The following is a 15846-nucleotide window of genomic DNA, read 5'->3' on the forward strand; positions in this document are numbered from 1 at the left end:
GAGGGGCCGGAGTCGCGGCGTTCACGGCCTGCCGCGAACGCACCGGAAAACCGCGCAACATAGCCTATCCGTGCGCAACAAGAAAGCGCCGCGGCAACAGCCAGCGGCAGGCTGCCACGGCGGCGAGCGCGCCCAGCGCATTGGCCAGCGCATCGGCGCCGTCGGCACCGCTGCGCCCCGGCACGCCCAGCTGCAAGCCTTCGACGAGAAGACCGTAACCGATGGCCAGGCCCAGCGCCGTCACCGCGCGCAGACCGCCCAGGCGCAGCAGCGCCGCCAACCCCGCATAGGCGATGAAATGGTTGAACTTGTCCCAGGGCAGCTCCTGGGGCATGTCCGCACCGGGGGTCAGGCTGCCCCAGGCGATCACGGCGACGCTGACGACGGCCAGCGCCAGGCACAGCAGGCGAAGATGACGCAGGGAGACACGCATGACTCACGCTCCTGATGATGAATGGACCGAGGCCGCGTCGTCGCTCGCCAGGGCACGGGGCAACGCCAGCCGTCGGCAGACCGACGCATCCAGACGCGCCACCCAGTGCCCTTCGACCTCGCGCGACCAGTCGGTCGCCGGCGCCAGCCGATGCCGTCGGCGCCCGACGGCATGGTAGGCACCGTCGCGCCAGGCACGCGGCAACCAGCGCAGGCCCGCCAGGCCACGCCAGGGCCATCTCAGCCCTTGCGCCAGGCGCCACAGCGCCGCACTGTCGCGATGCAGCTCACCCTCGCGCACCAGCCAGACGCTATCGAGCTGGCCGGGGTCGACCCCGAAATGCTCGCCCAGGCGTCGGGCCGGCGCGTCGTGCAAGCTCGCCAGATACACCGGCGCCCGCGCGTGGCGCAGCACGAAGTGTGCCGCACGCCGACACAACGGGCACTCGGCGTCGAGCACGAGCAGCATGGCACGTTCAGCCATGATAACGCGGGCTGAGTTCATGCAGTGCCTCGATGAAGGCAGCGACATGATCGGGATCAGTGAATTGGCTGACACCATGCCCCAGGTTGAAGACATGGCCGGGGCCACTGCCATAGCTGGCCAGAATGCGCGCCACCTCATCGCGAATCGCCTGGGGCGAGGCGAAGAGCACATTGGGATCGAGATTGCCCTGCAGCGCCACGCGATCCCCGACACGGGCCCGGGCGTCGCTCAGCTCGGTGGTCCAGTCCAGGCCCACGGCATCGGCGCCGCTGTCGGCGATGGTCTCCAGCCACTGGCCACCCTGCTTGGTGAACAGGATCACCGGCACGTGGCGTCCCTCGTGCTCACGGATCAACCCTTCGACGATGCGCGCCATGTAGGCCAGCGAGAACTCGCGGTAGGCCGGCGTCGACAACACGCCGCCCCAGGTGTCGAAGATCTGCACGATCTGGGCTCCGGCACGAATCTGCGCATTGAGGTAGTCGGTGACCGACCGCGCCAGCTTGTCGAGCAGCGCGTGCATCGCCGCGGGATCGCCGTACATCAGTGTCTTGGCGTGCCGGAAGTCCTTGCTCGAGCCGCCTTCGATCATGTAGGTCGCCAGCGTCCAGGGGCTGCCCGAAAAGCCGATCAACGGCACGCTGTCCGCCAGTTCGTGGCGAATGGTGCGCACCGCGTTCATCACATAATCGAGATCCCGCTCGGCATCCGGCACCGGCAAGGCGTCCACTGCCTCGGCGCTGCGCACCGTCTTGCGAAACTTGGGGCCTTCGCCCGTTTCGAAGTACAGCCCCAGATCCATGGCGTCGGGAATCGTGAGGATATCGGAAAACAGGATCGCCGCATCGAGCGCATAGCGGCGAAGCGGCTGCATGGTGACCTCGCACGCCAGTTCGGCGTTGCGGCACAGGTCCATGAAACTGCCGGCCTGGCCGCGCGTCTCCCGATATTCGGGCAGATAACGGCCCGCTTGGCGCATCATCCACACCGGTGTGCGGTCTACCGGTTGGCGCGCCAGGGCACGCAGTAGGCGGTCGTTTTGCAATGGCATGGAAGCTCCAGACGTCGGTTTTGCCCACCATTGTAACGAATGCCGCGCGCGGCGACTTGATTCACGGTGACGCATCCCCATCTAGCATCGATATCTCGCCACACACGCGGGATGAACCGCGCGCCACGGCCTGCTAGAATACTCGCCCCCGGACGCGTCCGCTTTCCGCACCGCCATGTGCTCCACCGAGGTTCATCGTGACGATTCGCTTCATCGCCGCCTCCCAACTGCCCACGCCATGGGCGACATTCACCATGCACGGCTTCGAAGACGATGCCACGGGCAAGGAGCACGTCGCCTTGACCCTGGGCGATGTCTCGACGTCCGAGCCCGTGCTGGGGCGCGTGCACTCGGAATGCCTGACCGGTGACGCACTGTTCTCGATGCGCTGCGATTGCGGCTATCAGCTGCAGGAAGCGCTCAAGCGCATCGCCGACGAAGGACGCGGCGTGCTGCTCTACCTGCGCCAGGAAGGGCGTGGCATCGGCCTGCTCAACAAGATCCGCGCCTACCACCTGCAGGATCAGGGCTACGATACCGTGGAGGCCAACGAGCATCTCGGGTTCGGCGCCGACATGCGCCGTTACGACCTGTGCGTGCCCATGCTCGATCATCTGGGCGTGCAGGCGCTCAAGCTGATGACCAACAACCCGCGCAAGGTCGACGCCCTGACGCGCGATGGCGTGCGCGTCGCCGAACGCCTGGCGATCACCGCCGGGCGCAATCCTCACAACGAGCATTATCTCGCCACCAAGGTCGGCAAGCTCGGCCACATGATGGCGCTGGGCGACCCCGCCGCCAGGGACGACCGCGAGCACTGAGGTTTTCTTCCCGGCGCGGCGAACTACACTGACGGGTATGCTGTCTTGAGGGTGTCATGCCCTCATGTAGTCCGGGAGTTTGCCATGTCGCATGCCTCGCAGCCTTCCCCGCCGGAAGGCGATGTCCCTTATTCGCGCCTCGAGGAGGCACTGCACAGCATCAGCCACGGCATCGGCGCCGCGCTGAGCCTCGCCGGCATGGTGGTCCTCATCGTCGTGGCCAGCTTGGCCTCCCACGTCGATCCGTGGAAGATCGTCAGCGTGAGCCTCTATGGGGTCTGCCTGCTGCTGCTGTATACCGCCTCGACGCTCTACCATGGCTTGCGTCACGCACGCCTCAAGCGCCTCTTCCAGGTGTTGGATCACTGCGCGATCTATCTGCTGATCGCCGGGACTTATACCCCATTCCTGCTGGTCAACCTGCGCGGCCCCTTGGGGTGGACGCTCCTCGCCACGATCTGGAGCCTGGCGCTGGGCGGCATCGCGCTCAAGCTCATCTGGCCGCACCGCTTCGGCATGCTCCGCGTGGGCGTCTATCTGCTGATGGGCTGGATGATCGTGCTGGCCGCCGGCGAGCTCGATGCGCGCCTCAACACCCCCGGGCTCGCCCTGCTGGTCGCGGGCGGCATCACCTACACCGTGGGCGTGGTGTTCTATGCCATCCGGGCGATCCCCTTTCACCATGCCATCTGGCATCTGTTCGTGATCGGCGGCAGCGTGTGCCACTACTTCGCCGTGTATACCGCCGTGCTGCCCTTTCAGGCGTGACCCTCACCTCCCGCCACCGCCGACGGCGCCCCTTTCCCCCGTCGACGCACCGTGGCGAGAGCGCATGATGCCGGCCCACGGATTGCCAATCTCCTCGCGGCCACTATGATCGTTACGACCGGCGGCGTGCCCGTCGGTCCGTCACGCCTGCCCACGAGGATCGTCATGTTCCGCTGGTTCGAAAACCGTCTCGCCCCCTTTCCGCCCGAAGAGCCACAACGGCCGCCGGACACGCTGATCGCCTTCTGCTTGCATTACACGCGCGGCGCCTGGCCCTACCTGCTGACGGCAACGGTGCTGATGGCGCTCATCGCCGGCATCGAAGTGTGGATGTTCGGGTTTCTCGGCAATATCGTCGATTGGCTGGCCGCCCAGGACCGCGAGACGTTTCTCGCCGACCAGGGCTGGAAGCTGACCGGCATGGCGCTGATCGTGCTGGTCCTGCTGCCCGGCATGGTGTGGCTGCATTCGCTGTTCCAGCAGCAGACCCTGATGGGCAACTTTCCCATGCGCATCCGCTGGCAGGCGCACCGTTACCTGCTGCGACAATCGATGGGCTTCTATCAAGACGAATTCGCCGGACGCATCGCCACCAAGGTGATGCAGACGGCGCTGGCCGTACGCGAGTGCGTGATCAAGCTGTTCGACGTGCTCAACTACGTCAGCGTCTATTTTCTCGGCACGCTGCTGCTGGTGGGCAACGCCGACTGGCGGCTGGCACTTCCCCTGGTCGCGTGGCTGGCCGGTTACCTCGTGCTGCTGCGGGTGTTCGTGCCGCTCATGGGGCGTGTGTCCAAATCCCAGGCCGACGCGCGATCGCGCATGACGGGTCGCATCGTCGACAGTTACAGCAACATCCAGACGGTCAAGCTGTTCTCTCATGCCCAGCGGGAAGCCGCCTTCGCCAAGGAAGGCATGCATGGCTTCCTGCTCACCGTGCATCGTCAGATGCGGCTGGTCACCGGCCTCTACGGCCTGCTCTACCTGCTCAACGCACTGCTGCTGTTCAGCATCGGCTGGCTGTCGATCCATCTGTGGCTGATCGAGGCGGTCAGCGTGGGGGCGGTCGCCGTGGCCCTGGGGCTGGTGATGCGGCTGTGGGGCATGTCGCAGTGGATCATGTGGGAAGTCTCCGCGCTGTTCGAGAACATCGGCACGGTGCAGGATGGCATGGCGACGCTCTCCCTGCCTCGCCAGATCGAGGACTCACCCGAGGCGAAACCGCTCGCCATCGATCGCGGCGAGGTCGTGTTCAACCATATTCGCTTTCACTACGGCAAGGGCAGCGGCGTCATCGACGACCTTTCGCTCCATATTCGCCCCGGCGAGAAGATCGGGCTGATCGGCCCTTCCGGCGCCGGCAAGTCGACCCTGGTCAACCTGCTGCTGCGCTTTTTCGAGCTGGAAGGGGGCGCGATTCGCATCGACGGACAGGACATCGCCGACGTGACGCAGGAAAGCCTGCGCGCGAAAATCGGCATGGTGACGCAGGACACCTCATTGCTGCATCGCTCGGTGCGCGACAACCTCCTCTACGGCCGGCCCGACGCCACCGACGACATGGCGTGGCAGGCGGCGAAACAGGCCCATGTGGCGGAATTCATCGAGTCGCTGCGCGACATCCACGGACGGCGGGGCTTCGAGGCCCATGTCGGCGAACGCGGCGTCAAGCTCTCCGGCGGCCAGCGCCAACGCCTGGCCATCGCCCGCGTCATGCTCAAGGACGCGCCGATTTTGATTCTCGACGAGGCCACCTCGGCGCTGGATTCCGACGTCGAGGCCGCGATTCAGGAGAACCTCGATCAGCTGATGCGGGGCAAGACGGTCATCGCCATCGCCCACCGCCTCTCCACCATCGCGGCCATGGACCGGCTGGTGGTCATGGAGCAAGGACGCATCGTCGAGCAGGGCAGCCATGCAGAACTGATCCGCCAGAACGGTCTCTATGCACGGCTATGGCGACGCCAGTCGGGCGGTTTCCTGGAGGCCGCCACCACGCCCTCCTCGGCGCACGAAGCAAACTGAGCGCGCCTGGACGGCAAGGGCTGTCGGCGACGTCACGACGTCGGCAGCCCCGCCACGCCCTGCAAGGCCGAATCGCTGTCGCCGGCCTCGGGAATCACGCTGAAGGTACCGTCGGTCTCCAGCACCACCGCATACACACGCTCCACGTCGGCGATGCCGTTCTCGCGGATCGCCGCGCGCACCTCCGCGTCGACGACACGCTCCTGAGCCATCGTCTCGGCACGGAACCGTCCCTGGAAGAGCAGTAACGTCGGCTGCGACTTGACCAGATTCTTGACCCGCCGAGAGCGCACCGATGTGAAGGTGATGGCGAACTGCAGCGCGACGATCAGCACGAACGCCGTGATGCTCTGCGCCAGCGAGACCTGCGTCGAGACCAGCGCCGTCGACAACGTCGACCCCAGCGCGATGGTGACCACGAAATCGAAGGCGTTCCACTTCGACAGCGTGCGCTTGCCGGACAGGCGGATGATGACGATCAGGACCAGATAGCTGATGACGCCGATGACCAGCGTGTGCACGACCGGATGCATGGGAGACTCCAGACCAGGGATGAAGGATGCGCCCGTCAGCGTAGGCCCCTGATGCACGCCCGGCCACTCATATCGCCTTGCGCGCCGCATTCGGCGGCGACGTGCCGGACCTCCCCCATGCCGGTCACGCGCACCTCAGCGCGAGCCGCTTTTGATCGATTTTGCACATTCTCTTGTTAAGACAACGACATGGAACACGATTGCTGTTTTTCGAGTCACGACTTCATGGGAGAGAGTTGACATCACCTGGGGCGTGTTACTTTAATAGCATCAAACTGTGACTCTAATAACAAGACGACAAGCCAACACTGGCGTATGCCGTTCCCTGTATAACAACCCACAATCGAACGTCATCAGGATGCTGACATGACCACTATCATGAGCCTGGTAGGGATGGCGACGCTGATCCTTATCGCGGTGCTGTTTTCCTCCGATCGCAAGTCGATCCGGTTGCGTACGGTTGGCGGTGCCTTTGCCATCCAGGCCGCCATCGGCGCCTTCGTGCTTTACATTCCCTTCGGACAAGCCGTCCTGGCAACGCTCTCGGAGGGAGTCAGTCAGGTCATCGTCTATGCCGACGATGGCATCAACTTCTTGTTCGGCGACCTGGCCAACCCCGAGAGCGTCGGATTCGTCTTCGCCTTCAAGGTATTGCCGGTCATCATCTTCTTCTCGTCGCTGATCGCCGTGCTCTACCACCTGAAGATCATGCAGTGGATCATCCGCCTGCTGGGGGGCGCACTTCAGCGCGTGCTGGGCACCTCTCGCACCGAATCGATGTCGGCCACGGCGAATATCTTCGTCGGTCAGACCGAAGCCCCCCTGGTCGTGCGCCCCTTCATTGCCTCCATGACACGCTCCGAGCTGTTCGCCGTCATGTGCGGGGGCCTGGCGTCGGTGGCGGGCTCGGTACTGGCGGGATACGCGAGCCTGGGCATTCCCATGGAGTACCTGATCGCGGCTTCCTTCATGGCGGCGCCGGGCGGTTTGCTGTTCGCCAAGCTGCTGATGCCGGAGACCGAAAAGCCCGATGACAGCATCTCGCGAGCCGAAGAGAAGATCGAGGAAGACGAAAAACCCGCCAACGTGCTCGACGCCGCGGCCACCGGGGCCACATCCGGCATGATGCTGGCAGCCAACGTGGGGGCCATGCTGCTGGCGTTCATCGGTCTGATCGCATTGCTCAACGGCATTCTCGGCGGCGTGGGCGGCTGGTTTGGCATGGAGTCGCTGAGTCTGGAAATGATTCTCGGCTGGCTCTTCGCGCCGCTGGCCTTCCTGCTGGGCATTCCCTGGAGCGAAGCCACGCTCGCCGGCTCGTTCATCGGTCAGAAAATCGTCGTCAACGAGTTCGTCGCCTTCATCAACCTGGCGCCGTACATCTCCGGCGATACCGTCGTGGCCGCCACCGGCGAGGCCATGTCCAAGCACACCGCCGCCGTGCTGTCCTTCGCGCTTTGCGGCTTCGCCAACCTGTCCTCGATCGCCATTCTCCTCGGCGGGCTCGGTCTCATGGCGCCCAACCGCCGCCAGGAAATCGCCCGCTACGGCCTCAAGGCCGTGCTCGCCGGTACGCTTTCCAACCTGATGTCGGCCACCATCGCCGGGCTCTTCATCAGCTTGGCATGAGGCTGTCGACGCCTCCCCACGGCGTCGACGGGAATCCCGCGCCGGATCGACCACCGGGCCCGGCGCGTCTTTCGACCGCAACGCAACAACCATAAAGATGGAAACCACGACCATGACAAAGACGACAACAAGCAAGTGGCTCGGCGCCACGTTCCTGGCCACCATGGTCTGCAGTAGTCCCGCCCTGGCCGCGGATTACTCGGACGGCATTCACGAAGACGACAACCTGTGGTTGACCTTCAACCTGATGCACAGCGAGGACAATCGCCTGCCGTTCCGCAATGCCCAGGATACCTATGTGGAAATGGAATTCGGCGGGCGTTCGGGCATCGTCGATCTCTACGGCTATGTCGACATGTTCGATGCCCTCGACGACGGCAGCGACGATCAGAATGGCGGCGACAACGTATTCATCAAGCTCGCGCCGCGCTTCTCGCTGGACGCCATGAGCGGTCGCGACCTCTCGGTGGGGCCGGTCAAGGAGTGGTACATCGCCACCGTGACCAACATCGGTGACAACGGCCCGAGCGGCGGCCTGTGGGAGCACTACGTGGGCCTGGGGTCGGATGTGGCAGTGCCCTGGTTCGGCGAAATCGGCCTCAACCTCACCGCGCGCTACGTGCGCGAGAACTACGGTGGCCCGGACGAGAATTCCTGGGACGGCTTCATGGTCTCCACCGACTGGTTCAAGCCGTTCTATACCTTCGGCAACGGCGACTTCCTCGCCTACCAGGGGTATCTGGATTACAAGTTCGGCGCGGACACCGTGGCCGATCAGGCGGGACGCAGCAGCAACAGCCTGGAATGGTTCAACGGGCTGTACTACCACGCGGATCGCTTTGCCATCGGTTATGGCCTGAAGCTGTACAACAACATGGCCTTCTATCGCGACGACACCGACGCCTCCGGCGTCCGTCAGGACACCTCAGGGCCCGGCCATTACTTCAGCATCAACTACAAGTTCTGACCCGTTCGCGTGTCCGCCTTACCGGCGGGCACGCATCGTCCCGATGTCATCCAGCGAGGCACGCATACAACGCGCAAGGCGTGGTGAAACGTCCCGGTTACCAGCCGGCGGGCGCACCGAGGTCACGGTTGTTGTCGGACAGGATCTCCAGCCAGCTGCGATCATCATCGGCGCGATCGGCGTCGTGGGCATCCGCATTGACGGCTCGCTGGCTGTCCGCCATGGCGACACTCATGCCGGCATCGCGATAACCTGCCGCATCGGCGTGACGCACGCTCGACCCGGTCGTCGTTTGAGACGCCACTTGCAGCGGTTCGTGATTCACGGCAGCGGCTTGTTGGGAAGCCGTGCTGGCCTGGGCGGCCAGTGGCAGGGCGGCGGCCAGAAGTGCAATAGCAGTGATGGAACGTGCCATGGGAATGTCTCCTTGTCGTGAGTGAACACGACACATTCTATTAGCCCGCTAAACATTATCCTACTATAGTCTTGCTATCGCACTTATAGTCTTGGTCTATGGGGTAGATAGAAAACGCCGTGACTCAAGCCAGCAGCTTGAGCCCCACTACGCCCAGGACAATCAGTGCGGTAAAGGCGATTCGCAGGGGATGGCGTGACTCTCCCCAGTATAGCATTCCCAGCAAGGTGCCACAGACAGTCCCGATGCCGGTGAACACGGCATAGGCGATGCCCAGGTCGATGCCGCGCATGGCCAGGGCCAGGAAGCCGAGCGCCGTGCCGAACCCTAGTGTCATGAGCAAGCCGCCGGCCAGCGCCCGGCCTCGACTCACCCGCGCGAAACCGACGACCCCGAGTACTTCGAAAATTCCCGCGCCCAACAGGGCCAACCAATGCCAGGTCATGACGATACTCCTTCCCGTGAGGCGTCGGTACGCGAGACCGATGCCGACGCGGCGGGCTTGCCGCTGAATTGATGCAGGCCGATGACTCCCACCAGAATCAGCCCGATGCAAGCCAGCGAGGGCCAGGAAAAGCGTGTCCCGAACAGCCAGGCATCGGCCACCACCGTGCCTGCCGCCCCCAGGCCCACGAAGACCGTATAGACGGTACTGGCCGGCAGAAAACGCACGGCACGTACCGCCAGCAACAAGCTCATGGCGGCCACGATCACGGTCGCCAGCCACTCGAGAGGACTGCTGGCGAGTTTCAAGCCCGTCGCCCAGCCGACTTCGGCCAGCGCCGCCAGCGGCAGAATCAACCAACGCATCGTCATCCTTTTCTCCTCGATCGCCGACGCCTCGCGTCTTCCGGGGGCAACGCCGGTTGGCGTCACGCAACTAACTAACGGTCGTTAGTATAGAGTTTGCGCCATGACTTGGCAATCGCGTGCCCGAGCCGCGATCATGAGGACCTTCACGCAGGCTCAGGAATTTTTCGTGCATACCCGTGACAAGCTCAAACAAACCGGCCTCGCCCTGTTCGCCCGGCACGGCTACGAAGGCACCAGCCTGGCGCACATCGCTGCCGAAACGGGCATCAAGAAGCCGTCCATCTACAATCACTTCCCCAACAAGGCGGCGCTCTTCCTGGCGATTTTCGAGGATGTCGAAAGCGGCATCGTCACGCTCATCGACGACAGCCTGACCCACTCCCGCGGCTTGCCCACGCGCGCGCGCTTCGAGCGCCTCATCCGTGCTTGCGCCACGTTCATCCGACGCGAGCACCAGGGCGTGTTCTACAAGCGCTACCTGCTGTTTCCTCCCACCGACGTGGCCGCCGACGTCGCGGCGATCTCCAACGACAACGAGAACCGCATCAATGCGCACCTGCACACGCTCTTCACGGAAGGCCGCCAATCCGGCGAACTGCGGGCACTGCCCGAGGCACAGTTCATCGCCGCCTTCTACTGCTTGATGGACGGTCTCTTCGCCGAGAACTTCTACTACGACGCCGATACCTTCGAGCAGCGCCTGGAGGGGGCCTGGGCAGTTTTCTGGGCAGGTCTGGAGGCCTGATCGTGCCGAGTCGAGGGGCTGGGCAGTTCAGGCCGTCGTCGCCAGGTGACTGCGCTCGGCCATGCGCCGAATGAACGCCACCGTGGCCTCGGGCCGCGTGATCGGCAGCATGTGCCCCGCGCCGGGCTCCAGGTGCAGCAGCATGTCGGGGTAGCGACGCTGCATGGGGCGGGTATGACACGCCGGGTCCAGGATGCGGTCGTGCGTGCCGAACATGATCCCCAGCGGCACCTTCAGCGCCGCGTAGCGGCGCACTTGCCGGGGCAGTTCGTGCTCGAGCATTGCCAGGTCGGTCGACGCCGCATGGAAGGCCTGGGGTCGCAGCGCCAGGATACCGCCGCCACGCACGGCGTAATCTCCGGGGACCGGCTCCGGCGCGAACACCTGCGCCAGGGTCCGCCGCGACGTCCAGCTTGTCAGGGGCACGGCGAGGGTATCGGCCATCCAGCGCCGCCGGCGTGGCGAGCGAATCGCCAAGAGCCGCATCGGCGGCGGCACATCATCGACCCGTTCGATCAGAGGCGCGAGCAACGCCAATCCCGCGACATCGTCGGGGAACTCCAGGGCCAGTGTCAGCGCCAGCGTGCCTCCCATCGAATGCCCCACCAGCAGCGGCCGCTCGACGCCCAGCGCCCGCCAGGCCTCGTGCACGGCGCGCGCCTGACAAGGCAAGCGGGCACGCTCGTTGTCGGTGGTGTCGGAATAGCCCGAACCCGGCCGATCGAAGGCGATGACACGATAGTCGTCACGCAACGCCTCGATCACGGCATAGGTAAAGTGCTGCAATTGACCGCCCAGGCCATGAATCAGCACCAGCGGTGGCCCGCTCCCCGCCTCGACGTAATGCAAGCGTCCGCCGGGGGTCTCGATGAAGGCGCCTCGCGGCGGCAATCGCGCTTCGGCGTCACGAGCCAGGGCACGTGTCATGCGCCTTAGCCCGAGGAGACAGGCCACGACAAGCAGTAAGCCGCAAAGCAGTACGCCGAAGAGCACGCCCCAGCCCGCGATCAGCATCGTGCGTCTCCGGCGGCGCGACTCATGCCCGGACCTCCGGCTTGCGGAACGCCTGATAACAATGCTGGTTGCGTTCCAGGGCGATCACGCTGTGCTGATCGAGGCCCGGAATCGTGCCGGGATGCAGCGCCTCGAGCGCCGTCACGGCTTCCGGCGGCACGGCGTTGTACGGCGGGATATCGTTCCAGCCCAGCAGGAGATGGCCGCCGGGACGCAGGCATGTCGCCACCGCCGAGAACGCGGCTTCGATGTCATCGGGTGCGTTGAGTCCCCAGCCAAGCACACCGTTGCAGATCACGGCGTCCAGGCTGGCGGGGGCGAAGTGCCGTTCCATGGAGGTCATGTCGGCAACCACGTGGCGCCGGCTCCCGAAGGGCGATTTGGCGGGGTCGACATCCAGCGTCGAGACGCGTGCCCGGGCGAAGAATTCGGGGTAGTCGCGCGTGTACCAGGCGCATCCCACCAGCAACACATGGCCGGCGCCGACATCCGCCGCCAGCGAGGGCAGGATGACTTTCTCCAACAGCTGACGATCGCCATAGCGATACCCCACTCGCCATCCCAGCCCATCCAGCACGCCCAGCAGGTGCGCCACGGCGCGATAGGTCTTCAGTCTCGCTGGCATCCGCGTCTCCCGGGTTGCGCCGTGCAGGCGATGACACCGTTCAGAGTTACCGGCGCACCGGGCAGCTGTCAACGCGGTCATCGTCATCCGCTGGCAAGCTCAACCAGAAGACGTTGACGGCCGCGTCGCTTTCGCACCAGGCCTCGCCCCCATGCAGCTGCGCCACGGAACGCACGATGGCCAGCCCCAGGCCACCGGTGCCCACCGGCCGGGATCGCGCCGGATCGCCGCGATAGAAGCGCTCGAAGAGCCGCGCCCGCTCCGCATCGGGAATCGGTTCCCCGTGATTGACCACCCCGAGGTGCCAGTCCCCGGCCTCTCGCCGCGACACCAGACGGATCTCGGTACCGCTGCGTCCATGGCGCAGCGCGTTATCGATGAGGTTGGCGAGCGCCCGGCGCAGCAGGTCGAGATTGGCCGTCACCCGCCCCTGCATGTCGCTCGCCAGCTCGCGACCGTCCTCGTCGGCCATGCCCTCGAAATAGTCGCAGAGCTGGTCGGCGAGGCCTCGCAGATCGACCGTTTCACGGGGCAGCACCCTCGCAGGCTGCTCGGTGCGTGCCAGGAACAGCATGGTCTCTATCATGCGCGACAGTCGCTCGTACTCTTCGACGTGAGAGCCCAGCAGTTGACGGTATTCCTCTGCCGTGCGCTCCCGCTGCAAGGCCTGCTGGGTCGCCCCCAGCAGATTGCCCAGGGGCGTACGCATCTCGTGGGCGAGATCCTCGGAAAAGCGCGACAGCTGGGCGAACCCTTCCTCCAGGCGCGCCAGCATCTGGTTGAGCGCGCGACTCAGCTCGCGCAACTCCGCCGTCTCGTCGTTCGCCTCCAGGCGCCGATGCAGATGCGCCACGTCGATCGTGCGCGCCCGCGCGGCCAGCCGTCTCACCGGACGCAGACCGCGGCGCACGACGACCCAGCCCAGGCCGCAGGCCAGCACCGCGCCCGCCCCCATGGCGAGCCACAACCGCAACCGATAGGCGGCCAGCATCCGCTCGCGCTCATCGAGCGTCTTGCCGGCCACCAGGGTCAGGCGGCGCCCGTCATGCTCAAGACTGCGCCAGGCCAGGCGCGTCGACCCGGCAGCAGGATGCTCCCCGAGTCGTCCCTCCGGAGCCGGCGGCAGTTCCGGCACCGGCAGGCCCGGGGGATTGACCTCGATCAGCGGCACGCCGCGCGCATCGAGCATCCACAGCAGGCTCTCGCGATTGCCCAGCATGTTGGCATAGAGCAACGGGCGGCGGCGCAGCGCCGCGATGCTCTCGCCGTCGTCCAGAAGCGCTTCCATGCGTTCGAGGCGACCCTGCAGCATCTGGTCGTCGCGCCAGGCGATCTGTTGGCCCAGGGCATGGTAGAGATAGGCGCCCAGGCCGCCGAGCAGCCCCAGACTCACCAGGGCGAACAACAGCGACAGACGCATCGACAGAGAGGCCGGCGCGCGCATCAACCGCGGTCCTCCAGCACGTAGCCCATGCCCCGCTCGGTGTGAATCAGCCGACGCGTGAAGGGGTCGTCCACCTTGGCCCGCAACCGCCGCACGGCCACCTCCACCACATTGGTGTCGCTGTCGAAGTTCATGCCCCACACCTCGGAGGCGATCAAGGTCCGTGACAATACCTCGCCCTCGCGCTCGAGCAGCAGCTGCAGCAGCGCGAACTCCTTGTTGGTCAGCGCAAGCCGCGTCTCGCCCCGCGTGACCCGGCGTTTCAGCACGTCCATGTGCAGATCGGCCACCTGGAAGCGCTCCCGCTCCCGCAGCGGACCACGGCGCAGCAGCGTCCTCACCCGGGCCAGCAGCTCGACGAAAGAAAAGGGTTTGACCAGATAGTCGTCAGCGCCCAGCTCCAATCCCTTGACCCGGTATTCCACGGCATCCCGGGCGGTCAGGAACAACACCGGCACCTGGCCATGGCGACGGATCAGCCGCAGCAGTTCCCAGCCGTCGAGCCCCGGCAACATGACGTCGAGGATGATCAGCTCGAAGTCGGCCTCCTCGATCAGGTGCCGGCCGTCCAGCCCGTCCCGGGCCACCTCGACCCGGTATCCGGCCTCGCCCAGCCCCCTGGCAAGGTAGTCGGCGGTCTTGCTTTCGTCTTCCACCAGCAGGATGCGCATGCAGCATGCCTCTCGCTAAATGACGCCACAGGCTAGCCCGTCGCGCGCGGGCTGCCCATTACAAAGTCGTAATCCTGCCGTCAGGCCGGTGACGGCAAGGCGCTGCCAAGATGACACCTTCATCACGACAGGAGGTCTACCCATGCGTCTATCCCGCACGCTGATCGCCGCCATCGGCCTCGGCGCCACCGCCCCAGCCCTGGCTGCCGACAACCCGCTGAGCGTACACGTGCTCGACATCCAGTCCGGCCAGCCGTCGCCGGGGATCGAGGTCCAGCTCGAGAAGCGCACCGAGAGCGGCTGGGAGTCCCTGGCGACCGGCATCACGGCCGAGTCGGGCCGCATCTCGGCGCTCTATCCCGACGACCGGGACTTCACGGCGGGTGTCTACCGCGTGACCTTCGAGACCGGTGACTGGTTCGCCGAGCACGATACCCGGACCTTCTTCCCCGAGATTCCGGTGCCCTTCGAAGTGACCGACCCCTCGCAGCACTACCATATTCCGCTGCTGTTGAGCCCCTACGGTTATTCCACCTACCGCGGCAGCTGACGCCGCACCGACTCGCCGAAAGCAAGAAGCCCCCGGCCTTGGCCGGGGGCTTCTATGCGTCGTGGGCGAAGCGCCGCGGGGGTCAGGCGTTCGCCTCTCGGGCCTTCTTGATCAGGTCGTACGCGTGGGAGATTTCCTGGGTACGCGCCTCGGCCATGTCGCGCATGCTTTCCGGCAGCCCCTTGCCCGCCAGCTTGTCGGGATGGTTCTGGCTCATCAACCGACGATAGGCCCGCTTGAGCTCGGCATCGCTGGCATCGGACTCCACGCCCAGCACCCGGTACGCATCGGTCAACGACTGCTGCGAAGGCGCACCGCCCGGCTGTTGCTGTTCGCCACGCAGCATGGCCTCGATCTGGGCGATCTCGGCTTCGCTGCAGCCCAGGCCTCGTGCCACGCGCAGCAGCATGTCGTGCTCGGCGGGGTGCAACTGGCCGTCGGCGGCGATCGCCGAGAGCTGAACCTGCAGGAACATCTGCAGCAGCGCGCGCTGTCCGCCGGTCACGCGGCGCACCGTTGCCAGCTCGGCATCGAGATCGAAATCGTCGGCCTTGCCGCGTTCGAAGGCGGCGTTGGCGCGCTCTCGCTGCGCCTCGCTCAACCGCAGCCGCTGGAACAGCGTCTCGACGACGCGCAGCTCATCGCCACTGACGTCGCCATCCGCCTTGCAGATGCAGCCCATGACCGCGAACGTCGAGTCGAGAAACTGATCCTGCATCTTCGACAGTTTGGAGACCACCACGCGACGCACCAGGCGCCGCGCGACCCAGAAGCCCAGCACGGCACCGATGATCAGTCCCGGCAATTTCCCGAACATGAAGCCGAGGCCGGCTCCAATCAATATGGCGATCAGCAT

At 65.4% G+C, this 15846-nt stretch carries 19 protein-coding genes; 7 read left to right on the top strand and 12 right to left on the bottom strand.

Features of this window, described 5'->3' with window-relative positions; genetic code table 11:
* Positions 1-64 precede the first annotated feature (64 nt).
* Genes ABGX75_RS01555 through hemE form a run of 3 tightly spaced genes read right to left on the bottom strand, consistent with a single transcriptional unit; the run spans position 65 to position 1970 of the window.
* Positions 65-433, bottom strand: a complete 369-nt coding sequence (locus tag ABGX75_RS01555; RefSeq protein WP_035413970.1) for a hypothetical protein — start codon at positions 431-433, stop codon at positions 65-67.
* Between the two features lie 3 nt (positions 434-436).
* A complete protein-coding gene (locus ABGX75_RS01560; protein ID WP_052046718.1) occupies positions 437-916 on the bottom strand; it encodes a DCC1-like thiol-disulfide oxidoreductase family protein in 480 nt (159 codons plus the stop codon).
* Positions 909-1970: a uroporphyrinogen decarboxylase gene (gene hemE, locus ABGX75_RS01565; protein ID WP_035413971.1), complete on the bottom strand. Its 1062-nt coding sequence runs from the start codon at positions 1968-1970 to the stop codon at positions 909-911. The genes ABGX75_RS01560 and hemE overlap by 8 nt, the downstream gene beginning before the upstream one ends.
* Positions 1971-2167: 197 nt before the next feature.
* Here hemE and ribA point away from each other — a divergent pair, with 197 nt between their 5' ends.
* The 3 genes from ribA to ABGX75_RS01580 all read left to right on the top strand — a co-directional run bounded on the left by ribA (position 2168) and on the right by ABGX75_RS01580 (position 5584).
* Complete coding sequence (gene ribA, locus ABGX75_RS01570) at positions 2168-2791, top strand: GTP cyclohydrolase II (RefSeq protein WP_035413972.1); 624 nt, start codon at positions 2168-2170, stop codon at positions 2789-2791.
* 84 nt (positions 2792-2875) lie between these two features.
* Positions 2876-3559 carry a hemolysin III family protein gene (locus ABGX75_RS01575; RefSeq protein ID WP_110060952.1) on the top strand — a complete coding sequence of 228 codons (684 nt, stop codon included), beginning with the start codon at positions 2876-2878 and terminating at the stop codon, positions 3557-3559.
* A 165-nt stretch (positions 3560-3724) separates the two neighbouring features.
* Positions 3725-5584 (top strand): ABC transporter ATP-binding protein, encoded by a 1860-nt coding sequence (locus tag ABGX75_RS01580; RefSeq protein WP_347410853.1) that lies wholly within the window; start codon positions 3725-3727, stop codon positions 5582-5584.
* Positions 5585-5616: 32 nt separating this feature from the next.
* Here ABGX75_RS01580 and ABGX75_RS01585 read toward each other — a convergent pair whose 3' ends face one another.
* A complete protein-coding gene (locus ABGX75_RS01585; protein WP_011505422.1) occupies positions 5617-6117 on the bottom strand; it encodes a YetF domain-containing protein in 501 nt (166 codons plus the stop codon).
* Between the two features lie 366 nt (positions 6118-6483).
* Between ABGX75_RS01585 and ABGX75_RS01590 the strand changes: the two genes are divergently transcribed.
* Entirely contained in the window at positions 6484-7746 is a 1263-nt protein-coding gene (locus ABGX75_RS01590) for a NupC/NupG family nucleoside CNT transporter (protein WP_110060953.1), read from the top strand.
* Positions 7747-7858: 112 nt separating this feature from the next.
* Positions 7859-8713, top strand: coding sequence for an outer membrane protein OmpK (locus tag ABGX75_RS01595; protein ID WP_287124442.1), 855 nt, complete (start codon positions 7859-7861; stop codon positions 8711-8713).
* 97 nt (positions 8714-8810) lie between these two features.
* Here ABGX75_RS01595 and ABGX75_RS01600 read toward each other — a convergent pair whose 3' ends face one another.
* From ABGX75_RS01600 to ABGX75_RS01610, 3 genes are all read right to left on the bottom strand, one after another.
* Positions 8811-9128, bottom strand: a complete 318-nt coding sequence (locus ABGX75_RS01600) for a hypothetical protein (protein WP_043557825.1) — start codon at positions 9126-9128, stop codon at positions 8811-8813.
* Between the two features lie 124 nt (positions 9129-9252).
* The gene (locus tag ABGX75_RS01605) at positions 9253-9573 is read right to left on the bottom strand and encodes an SMR family transporter (protein ID WP_011505418.1); all 321 of its coding nucleotides are present in this window, start codon (positions 9571-9573) and stop codon (positions 9253-9255) included.
* Positions 9570-9944, bottom strand: a complete 375-nt coding sequence (locus tag ABGX75_RS01610; RefSeq protein ID WP_287124444.1) for an SMR family transporter — start codon at positions 9942-9944, stop codon at positions 9570-9572. Before ABGX75_RS01610 ends, ABGX75_RS01605 begins: the two co-directional genes overlap by 4 nt.
* A 130-nt stretch (positions 9945-10074) precedes the next feature.
* Between ABGX75_RS01610 and ABGX75_RS01615 the strand changes: the two genes are divergently transcribed.
* Positions 10075-10686, top strand: a complete 612-nt coding sequence (locus tag ABGX75_RS01615; protein WP_187290067.1) for a TetR/AcrR family transcriptional regulator — start codon at positions 10075-10077, stop codon at positions 10684-10686.
* 27 nt (positions 10687-10713) lie between these two features.
* On the opposite strand, the gene ABGX75_RS01620 is transcribed toward ABGX75_RS01615, so the two are convergent.
* The 4 genes from ABGX75_RS01620 to ABGX75_RS01635 are packed head-to-tail and all read right to left on the bottom strand — an operon-like array spanning position 10714 to position 14440.
* On the bottom strand, positions 10714-11700 hold the full coding sequence (locus ABGX75_RS01620) for an alpha/beta hydrolase (RefSeq protein ID WP_011505415.1): 987 nt from the start codon (positions 11698-11700) through the stop codon (positions 10714-10716).
* 22 nt (positions 11701-11722) lie between these two features.
* Positions 11723-12325, bottom strand: a complete 603-nt coding sequence (locus ABGX75_RS01625) for a class I SAM-dependent methyltransferase (protein WP_011505414.1) — start codon at positions 12323-12325, stop codon at positions 11723-11725.
* A 46-nt stretch (positions 12326-12371) separates the two neighbouring features.
* On the bottom strand, positions 12372-13769 hold the full coding sequence (locus tag ABGX75_RS01630; RefSeq protein ID WP_011505413.1) for a heavy metal sensor histidine kinase: 1398 nt from the start codon (positions 13767-13769) through the stop codon (positions 12372-12374).
* A complete protein-coding gene (locus tag ABGX75_RS01635; protein WP_011505412.1) occupies positions 13769-14440 on the bottom strand; it encodes a heavy metal response regulator transcription factor in 672 nt (223 codons plus the stop codon). The genes ABGX75_RS01630 and ABGX75_RS01635 overlap by 1 nt, the downstream gene beginning before the upstream one ends.
* 142 nt (positions 14441-14582) lie before the next feature.
* Between ABGX75_RS01635 and uraH the strand changes: the two genes are divergently transcribed.
* Positions 14583-14990 (top strand): hydroxyisourate hydrolase, encoded by a 408-nt coding sequence (gene uraH, locus ABGX75_RS01640; protein ID WP_011505411.1) that lies wholly within the window; start codon positions 14583-14585, stop codon positions 14988-14990.
* Positions 14991-15072: 82 nt separating this feature from the next.
* On the opposite strand, the gene djlA is transcribed toward uraH, so the two are convergent.
* A complete protein-coding gene (djlA, locus tag ABGX75_RS01645; protein ID WP_011505410.1) occupies positions 15073-15846 on the bottom strand; it encodes a co-chaperone DjlA in 774 nt (257 codons plus the stop codon).

The organism is Chromohalobacter sp., from assembly GCF_039830575.1.
GTDB lineage: Bacteria > Pseudomonadota > Gammaproteobacteria > Pseudomonadales > Halomonadaceae > Chromohalobacter > Chromohalobacter israelensis.